Genomic DNA, 14665 nt, shown 5'->3' on the forward strand with positions numbered 1-14665 from the left:
ACCATGAATCCGCACTTAAGGCATCCGTTCAGATTCTTCCATGCGTTACGCCACCGGGTCGCCCGCGCCTTGCGCATGGATGCCTGGTTTCCGCATGTCCCCATCGCCCTCGCTGTCGGCTTATCCGGGTTGATGCAGATCACCCAGACCTTGTCGTTGATCGAAGAATTTCTGGCTCTACCCCAGCAAACCATCGAACAGTTCAGCGGCGGGTTCAGCTCGCTGGCGATTCGTGGTATCCCCCATGATGTGATCGGCGTGTTGCTGGTCATCATGTCGATCGGATTGCTGGTTCGTTCTCGGTTGGCCTGGATGGTGACCGTGCTGATGAGCATCGCCAGCCTGTTGCTGGAACTCACGCCATTGGCCTCGCAACCGGCGAGCCTGATTCTGTTCCATGCGGCCGTACTGCTTCTGTTGCTGCTCAATCGCCAGCATTTCCAGCGCGCCAGCCTCACCACCGGCACCCTGTTCTCGATCACCGGAGTGCTGCTCACGCTGGGTTTCGGTGTCATTGGTTCCTATGTGCTCGGCGCCCAGTTCAAACCAGCTATTAGCGATTTCCCGACCGCGCTCTATTTCACCATCGTCACCATGTCCACCGTCGGTTATGGCGACATCATCGCGCAAACCACCGAAGCGCGGATGTTCACTATCAGCCTGATTATTCTGGGATTATTGGTCTTCGCCACATCGCTGACCGCGATTCTGGGGCCGATGATGAATCAGCAAATCATGAAACTCGTCCAACCCGGGAGCAAGAAAATGCAACGCAAGGATCATATTATCGTGGTCGGCAACGGGCCATTCGCCCGAAATGCGGCGGATTCGCTGGAAAAGCGCGGCCTTGAAGTGACCCGCATCCTGCCAGCCCCACCCACGCCGGGTTCGGATATACCGAATGATTTCATCATCGGTGACGGCTCCGACAGCGATATCCTGTTGAAGGCCCAAGCCGATACTGCCCGCGCCATCATTGCGCTGACCGAAGACGATTCCGAGAATGCGTTCATCATCCTGGCTGCACGCGAAGTCAATGAAAAACTCAAGACCGTGGTTGCCGTCAGTGATGCGCACAATCTTAACAAGATCAAACGCGTACATCCCGATGTGGTGCTGGCCTTGCCCATTATCGGAGCCGAACTACTGGCCATGGCATTGAGCGGCGAAGAGATCAAGACCGACGCACTGTTCGAGCAATTGCTGAAACTCGATTAGCACCTTGGTAACACCCCCTCACCCATGCAGTGCCTGTCCGGATAGACATCAGGTATTTTCCAAACTTCCTATTGAGTGATCCAATATGTCGATATATAGTGAACGTGATTTTGGTGAATTTGTTCTGCCACTCGCCCTGAAATTTGGTGATCAGGAAATTTCCAACCGCCGCATGAAGCTGCTGGAAGCCGTACACCAAACCGGATCGATCAGCGGCGCGGCCAAGGCCATCGGCATGACGTACAAAGCGGCTTGGGATGCAATCGACGCCATCAACAACCGCGCGGCAAAACCGGTGGTCGTTTCGCAGCACGGTGGTGCGGGGGGCGGCGGCGCGGTTTTGTCGGAATACGGCGAGGAACTGATTACTGCCTTCAGCAAGCTAGAAGCGATGCAGCAGGAACTGACCACGCTGTTTGAACGCCACCAAATCGAACATTTAACCCATGACTTACGGAGTATTTTGATGAAAACAAGCGCGCGCAACACCTTTTCCGGCACCGTCAAATCACTGACCAAAGGCGCCGTAAATTCAGAGGTGGTGCTTGGCCTTCAAGGCAACGATGAGATCACCGCCATTATCACCAACGGCAGCGTAGAGAACATGGAGCTTGCCGTCGGCAAACCGGCCTTCGCCATGGTCAAGGCCAGCTTCATTATCGTATCGCCCGAACCCATGAGCACATCGGCACGCAACCAACTGTGCGGTGTAGTCGAGCGCGTGACTGATGGCTCGGTGAATGCCGAAGTGGTCATCAAGCTGGCCGGGGGCAATCTGGTTACCGCAATGATTACCGAAGGCAGCGCCCACTCACTGGGCCTCAAGGCGGGTGATAAAGCCTGTGCGATCATCAAGGCCAGCCACGTGATTATCGGCGTGGACAACTGATAGAGATTCAAACCCGCAAGCGATGAGGCACGCCCCATCGCTTTTTTTTGACCATCGATATGTACCAAGATACCCATCGGAGAAGTGATATGAAAAATATGTTTAACACGTCCTTGAAGTTTGCATGGAACAAAGCCGCCATTGCCACCATGGCAACCACGCTGGCACTGGGCGCCGGCATCACCAGCGCGCAGGCCGACACCATCACGGTGGCCGTGGCTGCCAATTTCACCAAGGCAGCCGAGCAAATCGGTGCGCAATGGACAAAAGAAACCGGCAACAAGGTTCGGTTCTCGTTTGGCCCGACCGGTGGTTTGTACTCCCAGATCAACAACGGCGCGCCGTTCGACGCATTCTTCTCCGCTGATACCAAGGCGCCAGAACGGCTTGTCAAAGCAGGCAAAGCCAGTGATTATCGAGTGTACGCTCAGGGTAAGCTGGCCTTGTACAGCACCAGTCTGCCAGTCGCCAAACAGCATGACCAGATCATCAAGGCAGCCGAATTCAACCACATTGCGGTCGCCAACCCCAAGGCGGCACCCTATGGTGCAGCAGCTGAAACAGTCCTCAAAAAAATGGGCATGTACGACAAACTTAAAAGTGAGCAGAAATTGGTCACAGGTGAAAGCATCACCGCGACTTTCCAGTTCGTGATGACCGGCAATGCGCAACTCGGATTTGTCGCTTTATCTCAAATCATGGACCCGCAAAGCCCCGCACACAACAAAGGCGAATACTGGCTGGTACCGCAGAAAGACTACGCGCCCATCAATCAAGGTGCTGTCCTGATCACGAGCAGCAAGCACGCCAAAACAGCCAAAGAATTTCTCGATTACATGAATAGCCCGGCGGCTAAGAAAATCATCGAGAGCTATGGTTACTCCCATGTACCCGATTGATCGGTTGTCCCGTATGCGCCGGCGGCTAAGAAAATCATCGAGAGCTATGGTTACGCCATGCCGGAATAACGGTTTTTCGCTAAGTAAAACTGCTCGGCCCAACGGCGCTTTAAACCGTACGGGCTGAATTATAAAAGGCGCCATGGAATGAATCTGAAACGCCATTCTTCAGAAGCCAAACAAGCAAACTAGCACAGATACGTTTATCCCCCCGCTTGCCCGAGTGCCTGTGCAGTTCGGGTGTTTTTTTGAGTGAGCCAACATCATCAGCCGGTCCTGATCATGTGACTGCAAATTGATGCACGTATTGGAGACAATAACCGATGCAAATTATGGGTTACCCACTGGATATTGATCCGATCTTATTGACGCTCGAAGTAGCCACAATCACCGCCATCGTGCTGCTTTTAATCGGCACACCGATTGCCTGGTGGCTGGCCAATATGCATTCGCGCGCAAGAATTTTTCTGGAAGCACTGGTTGCGCTGCCCCTCGTGCTGCCACCCACCGTATTGGGCTTTTATCTGATCGTCGCGCTCAATCCGGACGGTTCGATCGCCCAGTTTCTCAAGTTTTTCGGAATTACCGGTCAACTGACGTTTAACAAAACCGGCCTCGTGATCGGTTCGGTCGTGTATTCGTTGCCCTTTACCGTGCAGCCGATCATGGCAGCCTTTGAAGCGCTGCCGACGCAGATTGTCGATGCGGCCCGCACCATGCGCGCTTCGTTCTTCGACCGGTTTTTCACCGTGATCGTCCCGTTGGCGCGGCAGGGTTTTCTGGTCGGCGTGGTTCTGACATTCGCGCATACGGTCGGCGAATTCGGTGTCGTGCTGATGGTCGGCGGCAATATTGAAGGCATGACACGCACCGTTTCGATTGCGATTTTCGATCATGTGGAATCGCTCGAATACACCGAAGCGCACGTGCTGTCGATCCTGATGGTCATTTTCTCGTTGCTGGTACTTATGTTTGTGTACGGCCTGAACCGCCGTTTACAGGTCAAGGCGGTATAACTGATGTTTCAAGGAAATTTACAACTCAAACTGGGCAATTTTGAACTCAACTCGGGCGAATTTGCCTTTGATTCATCGGGCGTCACTGTATTGTTCGGCCGTTCCGGATCGGGCAAATCCACCCTGCTGCGCGCAATGTCGGGGCTGGATAAGCACGCGCGTGGTGAATTCAAGTTCAACGATGAGATCTGGCAATCCGGCAAAAAAGCATTGCCAGTCGAACAACGCGATATTGGCTTTGTATTTCAAACGGCGGCCCTGCTGCCCAATAAAAATGTACAGGGCAATCTCGACTATGCCATCAAACGCATACCCAAACAGCGCCAGCATGGCCCCTCGACAGAGGAAATAATCGAGCGCGTGGGCATTCGACACTTGCTCAATCGCCCGGTGGATAATCTTTCCGGTGGTGAGCGTCAGCGCGTCGCCATCGCCCGCGCCCTGCTGACCCGCCCACGGCTTCTGATGATGGATGAACCGCTCTCTGCACTGGACTGGCGGGCCAAAAGCGAGCTGTTGCTGCTTATCGAATCGGTGATCGCCGACTACCAAATCCCGACGCTGTACATCACCCACGCCCCCGTCGAAGTCGAGCGTTTGGCCAATCGCGTCGTATTCATGGCCGATGGTCGAATCACTTCGGTGGAATCCCTCGCTGAAGCCACCAGCCGCATCGACTCCCCCTTGTTCACAGAAGAAGGCCCCGTGTCCGTCGTGCATGGTCAATTGGGTGAAATCGACCCCGACGGCCTGATTGCCTTCGAATCGCGCCAACAGCCCGAAGCCGAGCCGGCCTTTACCTTCTGGCTCAACCGCGCGGAGCACAGCAGCCCGCATACACCCGGTGCCAAAGCACGCCTACGGGTACTCGCGCGGGATGTCGCCATTGCGCGGCATCGGCCCGAGGGCTTGAGTATGCTCAATCAGATTCCAGCCCGAATCGAGCGCATCGAGGCCGATCCTCAAACCCACCGCCAAGTTGTTTTTCTGACACTGAACGATGGACAAACCCTGATCGCCGAACTCAGCCGCCGATCGGTGAATGTTTTGAATTTATCGGCTGATCAGTCGGTATTCGCCTTGGTGAAAACCGCGGCCTTGCTCGATCAATAAACGCATGTGGAGAAAACCATGAAAACAGGTGCAAAGCGACGAGCCACCCAAGGTTTTTTTGCCGGTGGCGTGATCGGTGGCATTGGTGGCTTGATTGGCCTGGGTGGCGCGGAATTTCGCCTTCCCGTACTCAAAGGCCTGTTCAAACTACCCACGCTTGAAGCGATTATTTTCAACAAGGCCATGAGTCTTGTGGTGGTGGCAACCGCTTTGCTGGCGCGCAGCAGCGGCATCGAATGGTCTTCTCTGTTCGCCCAGTGGCCTATTGCCGTCAACCTGTTGGCCGGTTCGCTGATCGGTGCCTGGTTTGCCGCCGGGGTTGCCATGCGCGTCAAAGCAACCACACTTGACCGGCTGGTTTTTTTCCTGCTCGTCGGGTTGGCGTTTGTGATGATCACCGAGCATGTCTTCAACCTGCATTGGCTGGGCGGCGCACTCATCGACGATGGGCCACTGCGCTGGGTGGTGGGTTTGGTAGCGGGGCTGGTGATCGGTATCGTCGCGGCGGTGCTCGGCGTCGCCGGGGGCGAGCTTTTAATCCCCACCATCACGATTTTATACGGCATCGACATCAAACTGGCGGGTAGCCTGTCTCTGGCCATTTCGCTGCCCACGATGCTGGTCGGCTTTGCACGCTATTCGCAATCAGGCAGCTTTGGCGTGCTCGGGCGCGAAAAACCCCTGTTTTTCAGCATGACGGCTGGCTCGTTCGTGGGCGCGGTGCTCGGCGGGCTTGCCATCGGTTTAGTTGCGACCAACTGGCTGATTATCGGGTTGGCGGTGATTCTGCTGATTTCCGCGTACAAAACCTTTCAGCACAGCAAGGCGGATGAAAAAAACCCAGCCTAGGCTGGGTTTGCGTTAGCCATAAAAGAACGCAATCAGTTGAGCGATGCAGTGACCGAGAATGCGCCTCGAATATCGCCCAGCTTGTAACCGGTCGCTTCATCCTTCGGGTAGAGCGATTTGATCTTGCTCAATACAGCGGGAGCTACGTTGGTGCCGTGGCAGGTCAGGCACACCTCACCGGTTGGAATCGCTTTCATCAAACGAAGTTCATTTTGCCCATCGACTTCAACCGTTTGATGCCAGACGATTTTTCCGATGGGCTTGCCTGCTTTCTTTTCAGCCTCAAATTGTTCCAGCACGGTTTTTTCCCAAGGCTGGGGCGCTATGGCGCGCGGCTTGAGTGAGGTGCGATGAATTTCAAGATCGTATTTTTTACCCACCTGCGCTGCAATTTGCGGGGCTTGGGTATGACAAACGGGGATGGCAGCCATTGGCCCGCCCGCCTTCATGGCCGTTTGCAAGGCGGCTTTGAGCGTGGTGGCGTATTCCTTGATGGCTGCTTGAGATTTTTGCAAGGCTGCCTGTTCAGATTCGGACATGTCCGCCTGAACCGCTAACGGGGAAAGAGCAAGGGCAGCGAACACAGAAAGCACGACGGGACGGAATGAATTGATTGGCATCGGTGTATCTCCAGGAGTTTTTATCAAAAACAAGGCGTTTCAAACGTGATGTTCACAAAGATAATAGTTTAGTCTTTATGCCCATTAAAATGGCTTGGCTAATCGTAACGTCTTTCAATAAGATTTATCGCTTACGTTTATTCTCCCGGAATTAATCTCCCAGGATTAATTTCTTGGGGCTCATAGCCGATGAACCGATTCAACTGCGGGTAATCCCTGCAAGCGTTTGATCAGCCCGGCGGTATCACCGGCGGCGGGTAACTCCAAGGTCACGGCCATATCCGTCAGGCCACTGTTTCGTTCCAATCGACTGCGACTCTCGACCACGCGCGCCTTGAACGGTGCCAGCACCGGCCCGAGGTCCGCCCAGAATCGGGCCACATCTTCCAGCAGGAAATCGAGCTTCAGAACCTGCGCCCAGCCGGTTGGCTGACTTGGCCACTCGACGGCCAGAATCCGTTCCGGAAACTCGGCCTGCAGATGGCGAATATTCGTGCAGTCGCGCTTATGCAGTTTGAGTCCTTGCCCCCGGGTGATGAATGCCAGTACCGGATCGCCGGGACGTGGATTACAACAGCCCGCTGGCTGCGCCTTCATGCCATCGAGCGACAGCACTGCTTCGTCCGGCGACAGGGCCGCGCCCGAAACGGAGGCGTTTTTTAACCGCTGCGCCGGTGCTGGCTCTTGCTCCGGCAATTTAATGACCTCACGGGCCGCATTGAGCAAGCTATTGGCATCGAGTTTGTGATTACCGACGGCTTCAAACAACGCATCCAGACTCTTGAGCTTGAGTGCGGTCACCAGTTTGGATTGTGCCTGCCGATTCAACCCCAGGCGACGAAACAAACGATCGCAATGCGCCGCGCCCGCCTCCCGGGCCGCCGTCTGATCCAAACGGTGGAACCAGTTGCGGACCTTCGCCCGCGCACTGGCCGAATGCAGAAATCCGGCCTGCGCATTGCCCCATTCACGGCTGGGGCCGGGGGTCGGCTGGGTGAGAATTTCCACCTGATCGGCCTGATTCAACACGGTTTTGATCGGCACGATCTGGCCGTTGATTTTCGCCCCGCGACAACGATGCCCGACAAGGGTATGCACACGGTAGGCATAATCGAGTACGGTCGAACCCAGCGGCAGGGCGATGATGTCGCCTTGCGGTGTGAAGACGTACACTTCTTCCACACGTGGCTGCGCCGTACCACCCGCCGCCAACGCCTGCCGCAGGCGGTTCAATTCGGCGGCAAAGGGGTCTTCCTGTTGCCCGCCGCCTTCCTTGTATCGCCAGTGCGCGGCCACGCCCAGTTCTGCCTGTTCGTGCATGGCACGGGTACGAATCTGAATTTCGACCACCTTGTCCTCCAGCGCGTGCACGGCCGTGTGCAAGGACTGATAGCCGTTTTCCTTCGGGCGAGCGATGTAATCGTCATATTCCGCCTCGATGGGCGTAAACAGGTTGTGCGCGACACTCAGGGCTGCGTAGCAATCCTGCAGCGTTTCGACTTCGACCCGCAGGGCGCGCACGTCAAACAGGCCATCGAAGCTGAGTTTCTTGCGCTGCATCTTGCCCCAGATGCTGTAGATGTGTTTTGGGCGGCCATACACCCGCGCCTTGATGCCCGCCTCCGCCAATGCCGATTCCAGCGCGGTGCGCACGCGCTGCAAATAGGCTTCCCGCTCGGTGCGCCGCTCATCGAGCAGGTGCGCAATGCGCTTGTAGATGTCCGGTTCCAGATGACGGAAGGCGAGGTCTTCGAGCTCCCACTTGATCTGGCCCAACCCCAAGCGGTGTGCGATGGGCGCGTACACATCCAGCGTTTCAGCCGCGATGGCCCGACGTTTGGCCTGATCCGGTTCGAATACGAGCCCACGCAACCGCTCCAGCCGATGCACGAGCTGAATCAGCATGACGCGCACGTCGCTGATGGCGCTCAGCAATAACCGACGCAGATTCTCGTACCAGTCGGCCTGCTGGTCGCGCCGATACTGCTCGCCCAACTGCAACAGGCGCTGCATTTGCGCCACCTGCCCGGCCACCACCTCACCATAGTCCCGCCGCAATTGCTCTTGATCCATCTTGCCCTGCAAACGAGGATCTGCCAGAACGCAGGACTGAACGGTTTCAATATCCGCACCGATTTCGAGCAGATCCAAAGCCGCACGTGGCCCACGGGCGCGCGTGACCACACCATCCCATACGGAACCTGCCAAGCGACAGGCGGCAAGAACCTGCGTGTTTCCCGCCGTGCGTTCGGCAAGCTCGCTGCATAAAGACTCATTTGGCGCATCGAGGGCATAGCGCATGATTCAACTCTCACAAACCGGCGATCAAGACGAAAAATAGCCTATCAGTATAGGGTTTTGGCAAGGGAAGTTCCGGATCAATGCAAGACTTGCCGAACAAACCACCCCCAACCTCGCTCATCGGTTCACCCGAGGGGGCCGTTCCGTGCTTTAATTCGGGTCGAAATGACGACCGACAAAAAAGGCCCACACCATGACCGCTAAAAAAACGTTTGATTTGAACGCAGAACACCATCGCATCAATCGCAATTCCTGGCTGCGTGCGTCCGTGATGGGCGCGAACGACGGTATCGTCTCGGTATCGAGCTTGATGCTCGGCTTCATCGCCTCGAATGCCGACAACCACACCATTGTCCTGGCGGGTTTGGCCGGATTGGTGGCGGGCGCCATGTCGATGGCGGCGGGTGAGTATGTGTCCGTGCAATCACAAAAAGATACGGAGCAAGCCGATCTCGCACAGGAAGCTCAAGAACTTGAGCGCAATTACGAATATGAACTTCAGGAACTGGCGGCCATTTACACGGATCGCGGCCTTTCGCCCGCACTGGCTGACCAGGTCGCCAAGGAACTGATGGAAAAGGATGCTTTGGGCGCCCACGCCCGCGACGAACTGGGCTTGCATGAAATTTCCCGCGCTCGTCCACTGCAAGCGGCGCTCTCATCGGCTGCCGCGTTCTCGATCGGTGCCGGCATGCCGCTGGTGTCAGCCTTGTTACTCCCGCAAGCATGGCTGTTCGGCGGCGTCATCGCCATCACCCTGCTCGCACTCGTTATTCTTGGCAGCCTCGCCGCCTGGACCGGCGGTGCGTCCATCGTCCGCGGTGCCTCCCGTGTGTTGATTTGGGGCGCGCTGGCCATGGCAGCCACCTCATTGATCGGTCATTTCTTTGGCATCAGTGTCTGACCCGATGGGTTCAACATTTGAAGGGGCTTGAAGAGGGCTTGCCATTAACGGCCTCAAGCGAGGATAATGCTAGGGAGCCTCTGCACGAATCGATAGCGTCTCTGCGGGACCTCCAAGGGCCCAGATGCAAGGCGTGGTGCGCAGGGAATGGCCGTAGCCATTCTCAAGCGCCGCAACGCTGCAGATGGGCCCTTGGCGGCCCGCCCGGACGGGGCTTGCGGGTTTGTCCGCACTCGGCGTTGCCGCCTCTCGATGGGCAATGAGCCCATCTTCGAGTCGGCGCCTTGATTGCGAACAAACCCGCAAGCCAGAGGCACTATCGATTCGTGCAGAGGCTCCCTAGCCCTTCGCGGGTGTAGTTCAATGGTAGAACTTCTGCTTCCCAAGCAGATAGCGAGGGTTCGATTCCCTTCACCCGCTCCAGAACTTTTCAGGGCCCGTATGGGCCTTTTGTCTTTTTGAGATTCGGAGAACGACCACAAAGTCATGCACCGAGTCGCTAAGGGCGACTGCTTCGGTCTATTATTCTTCTTCTCAACCAAACATCAGAGTCACGTTTTGTCTCAGACTGATTGCATTATTGTCGGAAGTGGAGTCGCCGGGTTATCCAGCGCATTGCGCCTGGCCAAGGCCGGTTGGCGCGTCACCGTGCTTGAGCGGGAAGAAATCGGTCGCGAGGCCTCCTGGGCTGGCGGCGGCATTTTATGCCCGCTCTACGGTTGGCGTTATCCGGAACCGGTCATGCGCCTGGCCGCTGCGGGTATGGCACAGTACCGTGGTTTCACGGACGAATTGTGCGCAGACGGCCATACCGATCCTGAGCTCTTCACCAGCGGCATGTTAATTCTCGATGCGGGATCAACACCTGCTGAACAAACCGACGCTTCGAATTGGGCAACGCGTTACGGCATCCGGCACCAGTGGCAGGATGCGAGCCAGCACTTTCCGCACCTGTCTCAGGAACACGCCCTCTGGCTGCCGGACATCGAAACCGTCCGTAACCCGCGGCTGATGCGGGCGCTGGTGGAATCCGTTCGTGCAGCAGGGGTGGATATCCGTGCGCACACACCGGTGCATGGTTTGATTCTGGAAGGCGCTCAGGCCATCGGTGTTCGCACTCAACATGGTGATCTGTTCGCCGCGCATGTGCTGATCACGGCGGGCGCCTGGTCCGGGCAGTTGGTGCCCGACCCGCTGATCCCCGGCTTGAGCCCGGCCGATATCTTCCCTGTTCGCGGGCAGATGATCCGTTTCGATGCCGCAATGCACACGGGGCTTCCCACCATTTTGATGGATGAAGGCATTTACCTGATTCCACGCAAGGATGGTTCTGTGGTTGTTGGCTCCACGGTCGAGCACGTCGGTTTCGACAAGCATACGACGGATGAAGCCATGACCCGCCTGCACCGCAAGGCAGTTGAGCTCTGGCCGAATCTGGCCCACGCCCCGATTGCACAGCAATGGTCCGGCCTGCGTCCCGGCACCCGCGACGAAATCCCCTACATCGGCGCGCATCCAGAGATCGCGGGTTTGTTCGTCAGCACGGGGTTCTACCGCAACGGGCTGGCGATGGCGCCTGCCGTGGCCGAACTCATTACCGATGTGATGCTGGGCCGAGCGACACAAATCGATCTCGGCGATTACCGGATCGATCGCCCGTAAGAGTCGAGCAAAGAAGACCGAAAACAGAAAAGCCTGAGTCGTCCGACATGGATGTCCTCAGGCTTTTCCTGTTTCAAACGAGGGCTCTGTTTGCCCTCACCAATTAACAGATGCTCTGCCAGAGACAACCTGCTGCGCAAGCGGCTGAATTAAAGCGCATCCTCGTTCTCTTCACCCGTACGAATCCGCACGGCGCGCTCGACCGGGAACACGAAAATCTTGCCATCACCGATCTTGCCGGAATGCGCCGCCTTGATGATGGCGTCCAGAACGGCATCGACCAAGCCATCGGCAACCACGATTTCCAGTTTGATTTTCGGCAGGAAATCGACCACATACTCAGCACCACGATAGAGCTCTGTATGGCCTTTCTGCCGGCCGAAACCCTTGACTTCCGTTGCTGTCATGCCATTGATACCCAGCTCCATCAGTGCGGTGCGCACGTCATCGAGACGGAAGGGTTTAATGATGGCTTCGATCTTTTTCATGCAATTGTCCTTCGGTTTAGTGGTTGCTGTAATGACAGGATATTAAGCCATATCCACCGGATCAACATCAATCGACCAGCGAATTCCTTTTGTGCGGCGACTGCCCTGCCAGGATTCGAGTTGACCCAGTGCCGCGTGCAGCCTTGGGCGATCGTCCGCCAGAATTAGTAATTGGTAACGATAACGGCCCGCGCGTCGCGCCAGAGGCGCAGGTACCGGCCCCCATACATCCAATGGGCTATCGGCAGGATCGGCAAGGTGTTCATGCAACCAGTCGGCCATGTGGGTCAAAAGATCCCTTGGGGCATCGACATCCCGGGCATCCGCTCGGATCAGTGCCGCCGCACGCACGGGCGGCAATCCGGCTTCGGCCCGCTCCGCAAGCAGAGTTTGCGCAAAGCTGGCGTAACCGGCATGGATCAGTCGATTCAGGCCGACGTGTTCTGGCTGATGCGTCTGCACCAGAACCGTTCCGGCGCGGCTGGCCCGCCCTGCCCGCCCCGCCACCTGAATCAGTTGCTGCGCAAACCGCTCGGCACCACGAAAATCATTGGCGAACAATGCCTGATCCGCATCCACAACGGCAACCAGCGAAACGTGGGGAAAATCATGCCCTTTGACCAGAATTTGCGTACCGACGATCAAGCGCGCCTCGCCGGATTGAATGCGTGCCAGCCGACGATCCAATTCTCCCACCCGGCTTAGGGCATCCCGATCGAGCCGTTCGATACCGAATCCGGGAAATAGCCCCGTCAACACATCTTCGAGCTGTTCCGTACCCAGGCCGCGTGGTGAGAGCTGCGTGGAACAACTCGGGCAAACCGATGGCGGCTGACGCTCGAATCCGCAGTGATGACAACGCAGTCGGTTTGCTCCCCGGTGCCAGGTCATGAACGAATCGCAATGCGGGCACTCGGCCACCCAGCCACAGGCATGACACAACAGATTCGAGGCATAACCTCGCCGGTTGAGGTATAGCATCACCTGTCCGCCCGCGAGCAGATGCGTTTCGATGGCAGCAGCCAGCTCATCCGACAACCCGCCGCGCATCCGTTGCTGTCGCACGTCCAGTAGAAGGATATCCGGCATGGCCGCTCCACCCGCCCGTTCCGGCAGGGTCAGCAGGTGATAGCGTCCCAAGGAAACATTGCGCAGTGATTCGAGCGACGGTGTGGCCGAACCCAGCATGATGGGCACGCCCAAACGCCGCGCGCGCCAGATGGCTACGTCGCGTGCGTGATAGCCAAAGCCTTCGGACTGCTTGAACGAGCCGTCGTGCTCCTCATCCACCACGATCAGCCCCAAATCGGCAAACGGCTGGAATACGGCAGACCGGGTACCGATCACGACTTTCGCGTCACCCGAACGCGCCGCCAGCCAGGCATTCAACCGGTCGCCATCGTTCAAGCCCGAATGCAGCACGGCAGGAACCAAGCCCAACCGATCCGTAAAGCGGGAAACCAACTGCGGCGTCAGGGCGATTTCGGGCACCAGAATCATTACCTGCCGGCCCTGCGCCAAGACCTGATCGATTAAGTTCAAATAGACTTCCGTCTTGCCGCTACCGGTCACGCCTTCAAGCAGCCAGACCCCGAAACGGTCAAGAGAGGCAGCGACTGCCGTGACTGCTGCTGATTGCGCTTCATTCAGAGTCGGAGCAGGCAGGGTGTTGGCGGACGTATCGGCCCGCAATGGCCACATCGAGGACACGGTTTGTTCGAACGGCTCGATCAAACCCATATCGGCCAGCCGCTGCCGCACCGCCTTGGGGAAATCCCGCAACCGGGATTCGGACACACCCTCAGGCGTTTGCGCGATCCGTTCCAGCAACGCGCGCTGACGCACACCGCGCAAGGTTCGTTCGACCAGGGCCTGTTCGCCGGACGGCAGAATACGCCACGCCATGCCACGCAGAGACTGGCCTTGGCGCAGGCTCGGTGCCAGCGCCGCCAGCACGGTTTCACCCAAAGGGAAATGGTAGTAATCGGCAGCCCACCCAAGGCAGGCCAGCAGGTCGACGTCCAGCAGCGGTTCGTCATCCAGAACCGACAGCACGGGTTTGATCACCCAATCGGCTTCTTTCTTCGCCGGGGACCAAAGCACGCCCATGCGTTGCCCCTTGCCCAGCGGGACCTGTACCCGCATTCCGGCCTGAGCATTCACATCGACAGACACAGCGTAGGTGAACAAGGTCTGCAACGGCCCCGGCAAGGCGACTTGCCAATACACCATGCCTTCGCCCGAAGATGCTTCGCGCGTGCTGATGGACGGGTCGATGTTGGGTTTGGGCATGAGATGTTCAGCAGGTGCGGATGAGGTCGCCGTGATATCAAAATAGCGCTCATCATAACCCAAGGAGCATGTTGATGGTTCGAGCAGGAAACGGCTCGCAACCGGGCAATTTCCAGTGCCCTCGCCAGTTTAAAGATTAAACAAAAAAGCCCGCATTTAAGCGGGCCTTTAAGGGGTTCCTCGAAAAACCGTCGCGGGCTGCCGCCAGCTTAATGCATTGCAGGCGCAAGCCCGCGTTCAGTAGGTTTTTCGAGGTGATCATAAATAGATCTGTGCAAGTATCCGTCACTCCCACTCTATTGTAAACAAGACATTTTTATCTTTTATATTCAATGGCTTATTTTCCTGCTAATTGGTAATACCATGAAAAATACCATGCTCAGAAAAGGCTTAACAATATTTTGAAAAATTGCC

The 14665-nt window shown here is 57.0% G+C and carries 12 protein-coding genes and 1 tRNA gene; 9 read left to right on the plus strand and 4 right to left on the minus strand.

All coding sequences use genetic code 11. From position 1 onward, the window contains the following. Positions 1-3 precede the first annotated feature (3 nt). The 6 genes from PHD44_RS03520 to PHD44_RS03545 all read left to right on the plus strand — a co-directional run bounded on the left by PHD44_RS03520 (position 4) and on the right by PHD44_RS03545 (position 5984). A complete protein-coding gene (locus tag PHD44_RS03520) occupies positions 4-1218 on the plus strand; it encodes an NAD-binding protein (protein WP_300188107.1) in 1215 nt (404 codons plus the stop codon). 85 nt (positions 1219-1303) lie between these two features. Further along, the gene (locus PHD44_RS03525) at positions 1304-2107 is read left to right on the plus strand and encodes a TOBE domain-containing protein (protein WP_300188109.1); all 804 of its coding nucleotides are present in this window, start codon (positions 1304-1306) and stop codon (positions 2105-2107) included. Positions 2108-2196: 89 nt separating this feature from the next. Then, positions 2197-3006, plus strand: coding sequence for a molybdate ABC transporter substrate-binding protein (modA, locus tag PHD44_RS03530; RefSeq protein WP_300188110.1), 810 nt, complete (start codon positions 2197-2199; stop codon positions 3004-3006). Positions 3007-3329: 323 nt separating this feature from the next. Beyond that, a complete protein-coding gene (modB, locus tag PHD44_RS03535; protein WP_300188112.1) occupies positions 3330-4022 on the plus strand; it encodes a molybdate ABC transporter permease subunit in 693 nt (230 codons plus the stop codon). Between the two features lie 3 nt (positions 4023-4025). Further along, positions 4026-5135 (plus strand): molybdenum ABC transporter ATP-binding protein, encoded by a 1110-nt coding sequence (gene modC, locus PHD44_RS03540; protein WP_300188114.1) that lies wholly within the window; start codon positions 4026-4028, stop codon positions 5133-5135. Positions 5136-5153: 18 nt separating this feature from the next. After that, on the plus strand, positions 5154-5984 hold the full coding sequence (locus PHD44_RS03545) for a sulfite exporter TauE/SafE family protein (protein ID WP_300188116.1): 831 nt from the start codon (positions 5154-5156) through the stop codon (positions 5982-5984). A gap of 32 nt (positions 5985-6016) precedes the next feature. Here the strand turns inward: PHD44_RS03545 and PHD44_RS03550 are convergent, their stop codons facing one another. Together PHD44_RS03550 and PHD44_RS03555 are read right to left on the minus strand one after the other, a co-directional pair. Further along, complete coding sequence (locus tag PHD44_RS03550; protein ID WP_300188118.1) at positions 6017-6604, minus strand: DUF3365 domain-containing protein; 588 nt, start codon at positions 6602-6604, stop codon at positions 6017-6019. A gap of 180 nt (positions 6605-6784) precedes the next feature. Then, the gene (locus PHD44_RS03555) at positions 6785-8905 is read right to left on the minus strand and encodes an HD domain-containing protein (protein WP_300188120.1); all 2121 of its coding nucleotides are present in this window, start codon (positions 8903-8905) and stop codon (positions 6785-6787) included. Positions 8906-9098: 193 nt separating this feature from the next. Between PHD44_RS03555 and PHD44_RS03560 the strand changes: the two genes are divergently transcribed. The 3 genes from PHD44_RS03560 (at position 9099) to thiO (ending at position 11471) form a co-directional block, all read left to right on the plus strand. Beyond that, positions 9099-9809, plus strand: coding sequence for a VIT family protein (locus PHD44_RS03560; RefSeq protein ID WP_300188121.1), 711 nt, complete (start codon positions 9099-9101; stop codon positions 9807-9809). 349 nt (positions 9810-10158) lie between these two features. Beyond that, positions 10159-10232, plus strand: a tRNA-Gly gene (locus PHD44_RS03565). A gap of 135 nt (positions 10233-10367) precedes the next feature. Next, positions 10368-11471 (plus strand): glycine oxidase ThiO, encoded by a 1104-nt coding sequence (thiO, locus tag PHD44_RS03570; protein WP_300188123.1) that lies wholly within the window; start codon positions 10368-10370, stop codon positions 11469-11471. A 149-nt stretch (positions 11472-11620) separates the two neighbouring features. Here the strand turns inward: thiO and PHD44_RS03575 are convergent, their stop codons facing one another. Together PHD44_RS03575 and PHD44_RS03580 are read right to left on the minus strand one after the other, a co-directional pair. Then, positions 11621-11959, minus strand: a complete 339-nt coding sequence (locus PHD44_RS03575; protein ID WP_300188125.1) for a P-II family nitrogen regulator — start codon at positions 11957-11959, stop codon at positions 11621-11623. Between the two features lie 42 nt (positions 11960-12001). Next, complete coding sequence (locus tag PHD44_RS03580) at positions 12002-14251, minus strand: primosomal protein N' (RefSeq protein ID WP_300188126.1); 2250 nt, start codon at positions 14249-14251, stop codon at positions 12002-12004. Positions 14252-14665: the final 414 nt, after the last annotated feature.

Source organism: Halothiobacillus sp. (assembly GCF_028710545.1).
Lineage (GTDB): Bacteria > Pseudomonadota > Gammaproteobacteria > Halothiobacillales > Halothiobacillaceae > Halothiobacillus.

Coding starts and splice junctions, on each gene's coding strand:
- PHD44_RS03525 (WP_300188109.1), top strand. CDS start 1,304: ATGTCGATATATAGTGAACGTGATTTTGGTGAATTTGTTCTGCCACTC.
- PHD44_RS03520 (WP_300188107.1), top strand. CDS start 4: ATGAATCCGCACTTAAGGCATCCGTTCAGATTCTTCCATGCGTTACGC.
- PHD44_RS03555 (WP_300188120.1), bottom strand. CDS start 8,905: ATGCGCTATGCCCTCGATGCGCCAAATGAGTCTTTATGCAGCGAGCTT.
- PHD44_RS03550 (WP_300188118.1), bottom strand. CDS start 6,604: ATGCCAATCAATTCATTCCGTCCCGTCGTGCTTTCTGTGTTCGCTGCC.
- modC (WP_300188114.1), top strand. CDS start 4,026: ATGTTTCAAGGAAATTTACAACTCAAACTGGGCAATTTTGAACTCAAC.
- modB (WP_300188112.1), top strand. CDS start 3,330: ATGCAAATTATGGGTTACCCACTGGATATTGATCCGATCTTATTGACG.
- PHD44_RS03545 (WP_300188116.1), top strand. CDS start 5,154: ATGAAAACAGGTGCAAAGCGACGAGCCACCCAAGGTTTTTTTGCCGGT.
- PHD44_RS03580 (WP_300188126.1), bottom strand. CDS start 14,251: ATGCCCAAACCCAACATCGACCCGTCCATCAGCACGCGCGAAGCATCT.
- modA (WP_300188110.1), top strand. CDS start 2,197: ATGAAAAATATGTTTAACACGTCCTTGAAGTTTGCATGGAACAAAGCC.
- PHD44_RS03575 (WP_300188125.1), bottom strand. CDS start 11,959: ATGAAAAAGATCGAAGCCATCATTAAACCCTTCCGTCTCGATGACGTG.
- PHD44_RS03560 (WP_300188121.1), top strand. CDS start 9,099: ATGACCGCTAAAAAAACGTTTGATTTGAACGCAGAACACCATCGCATC.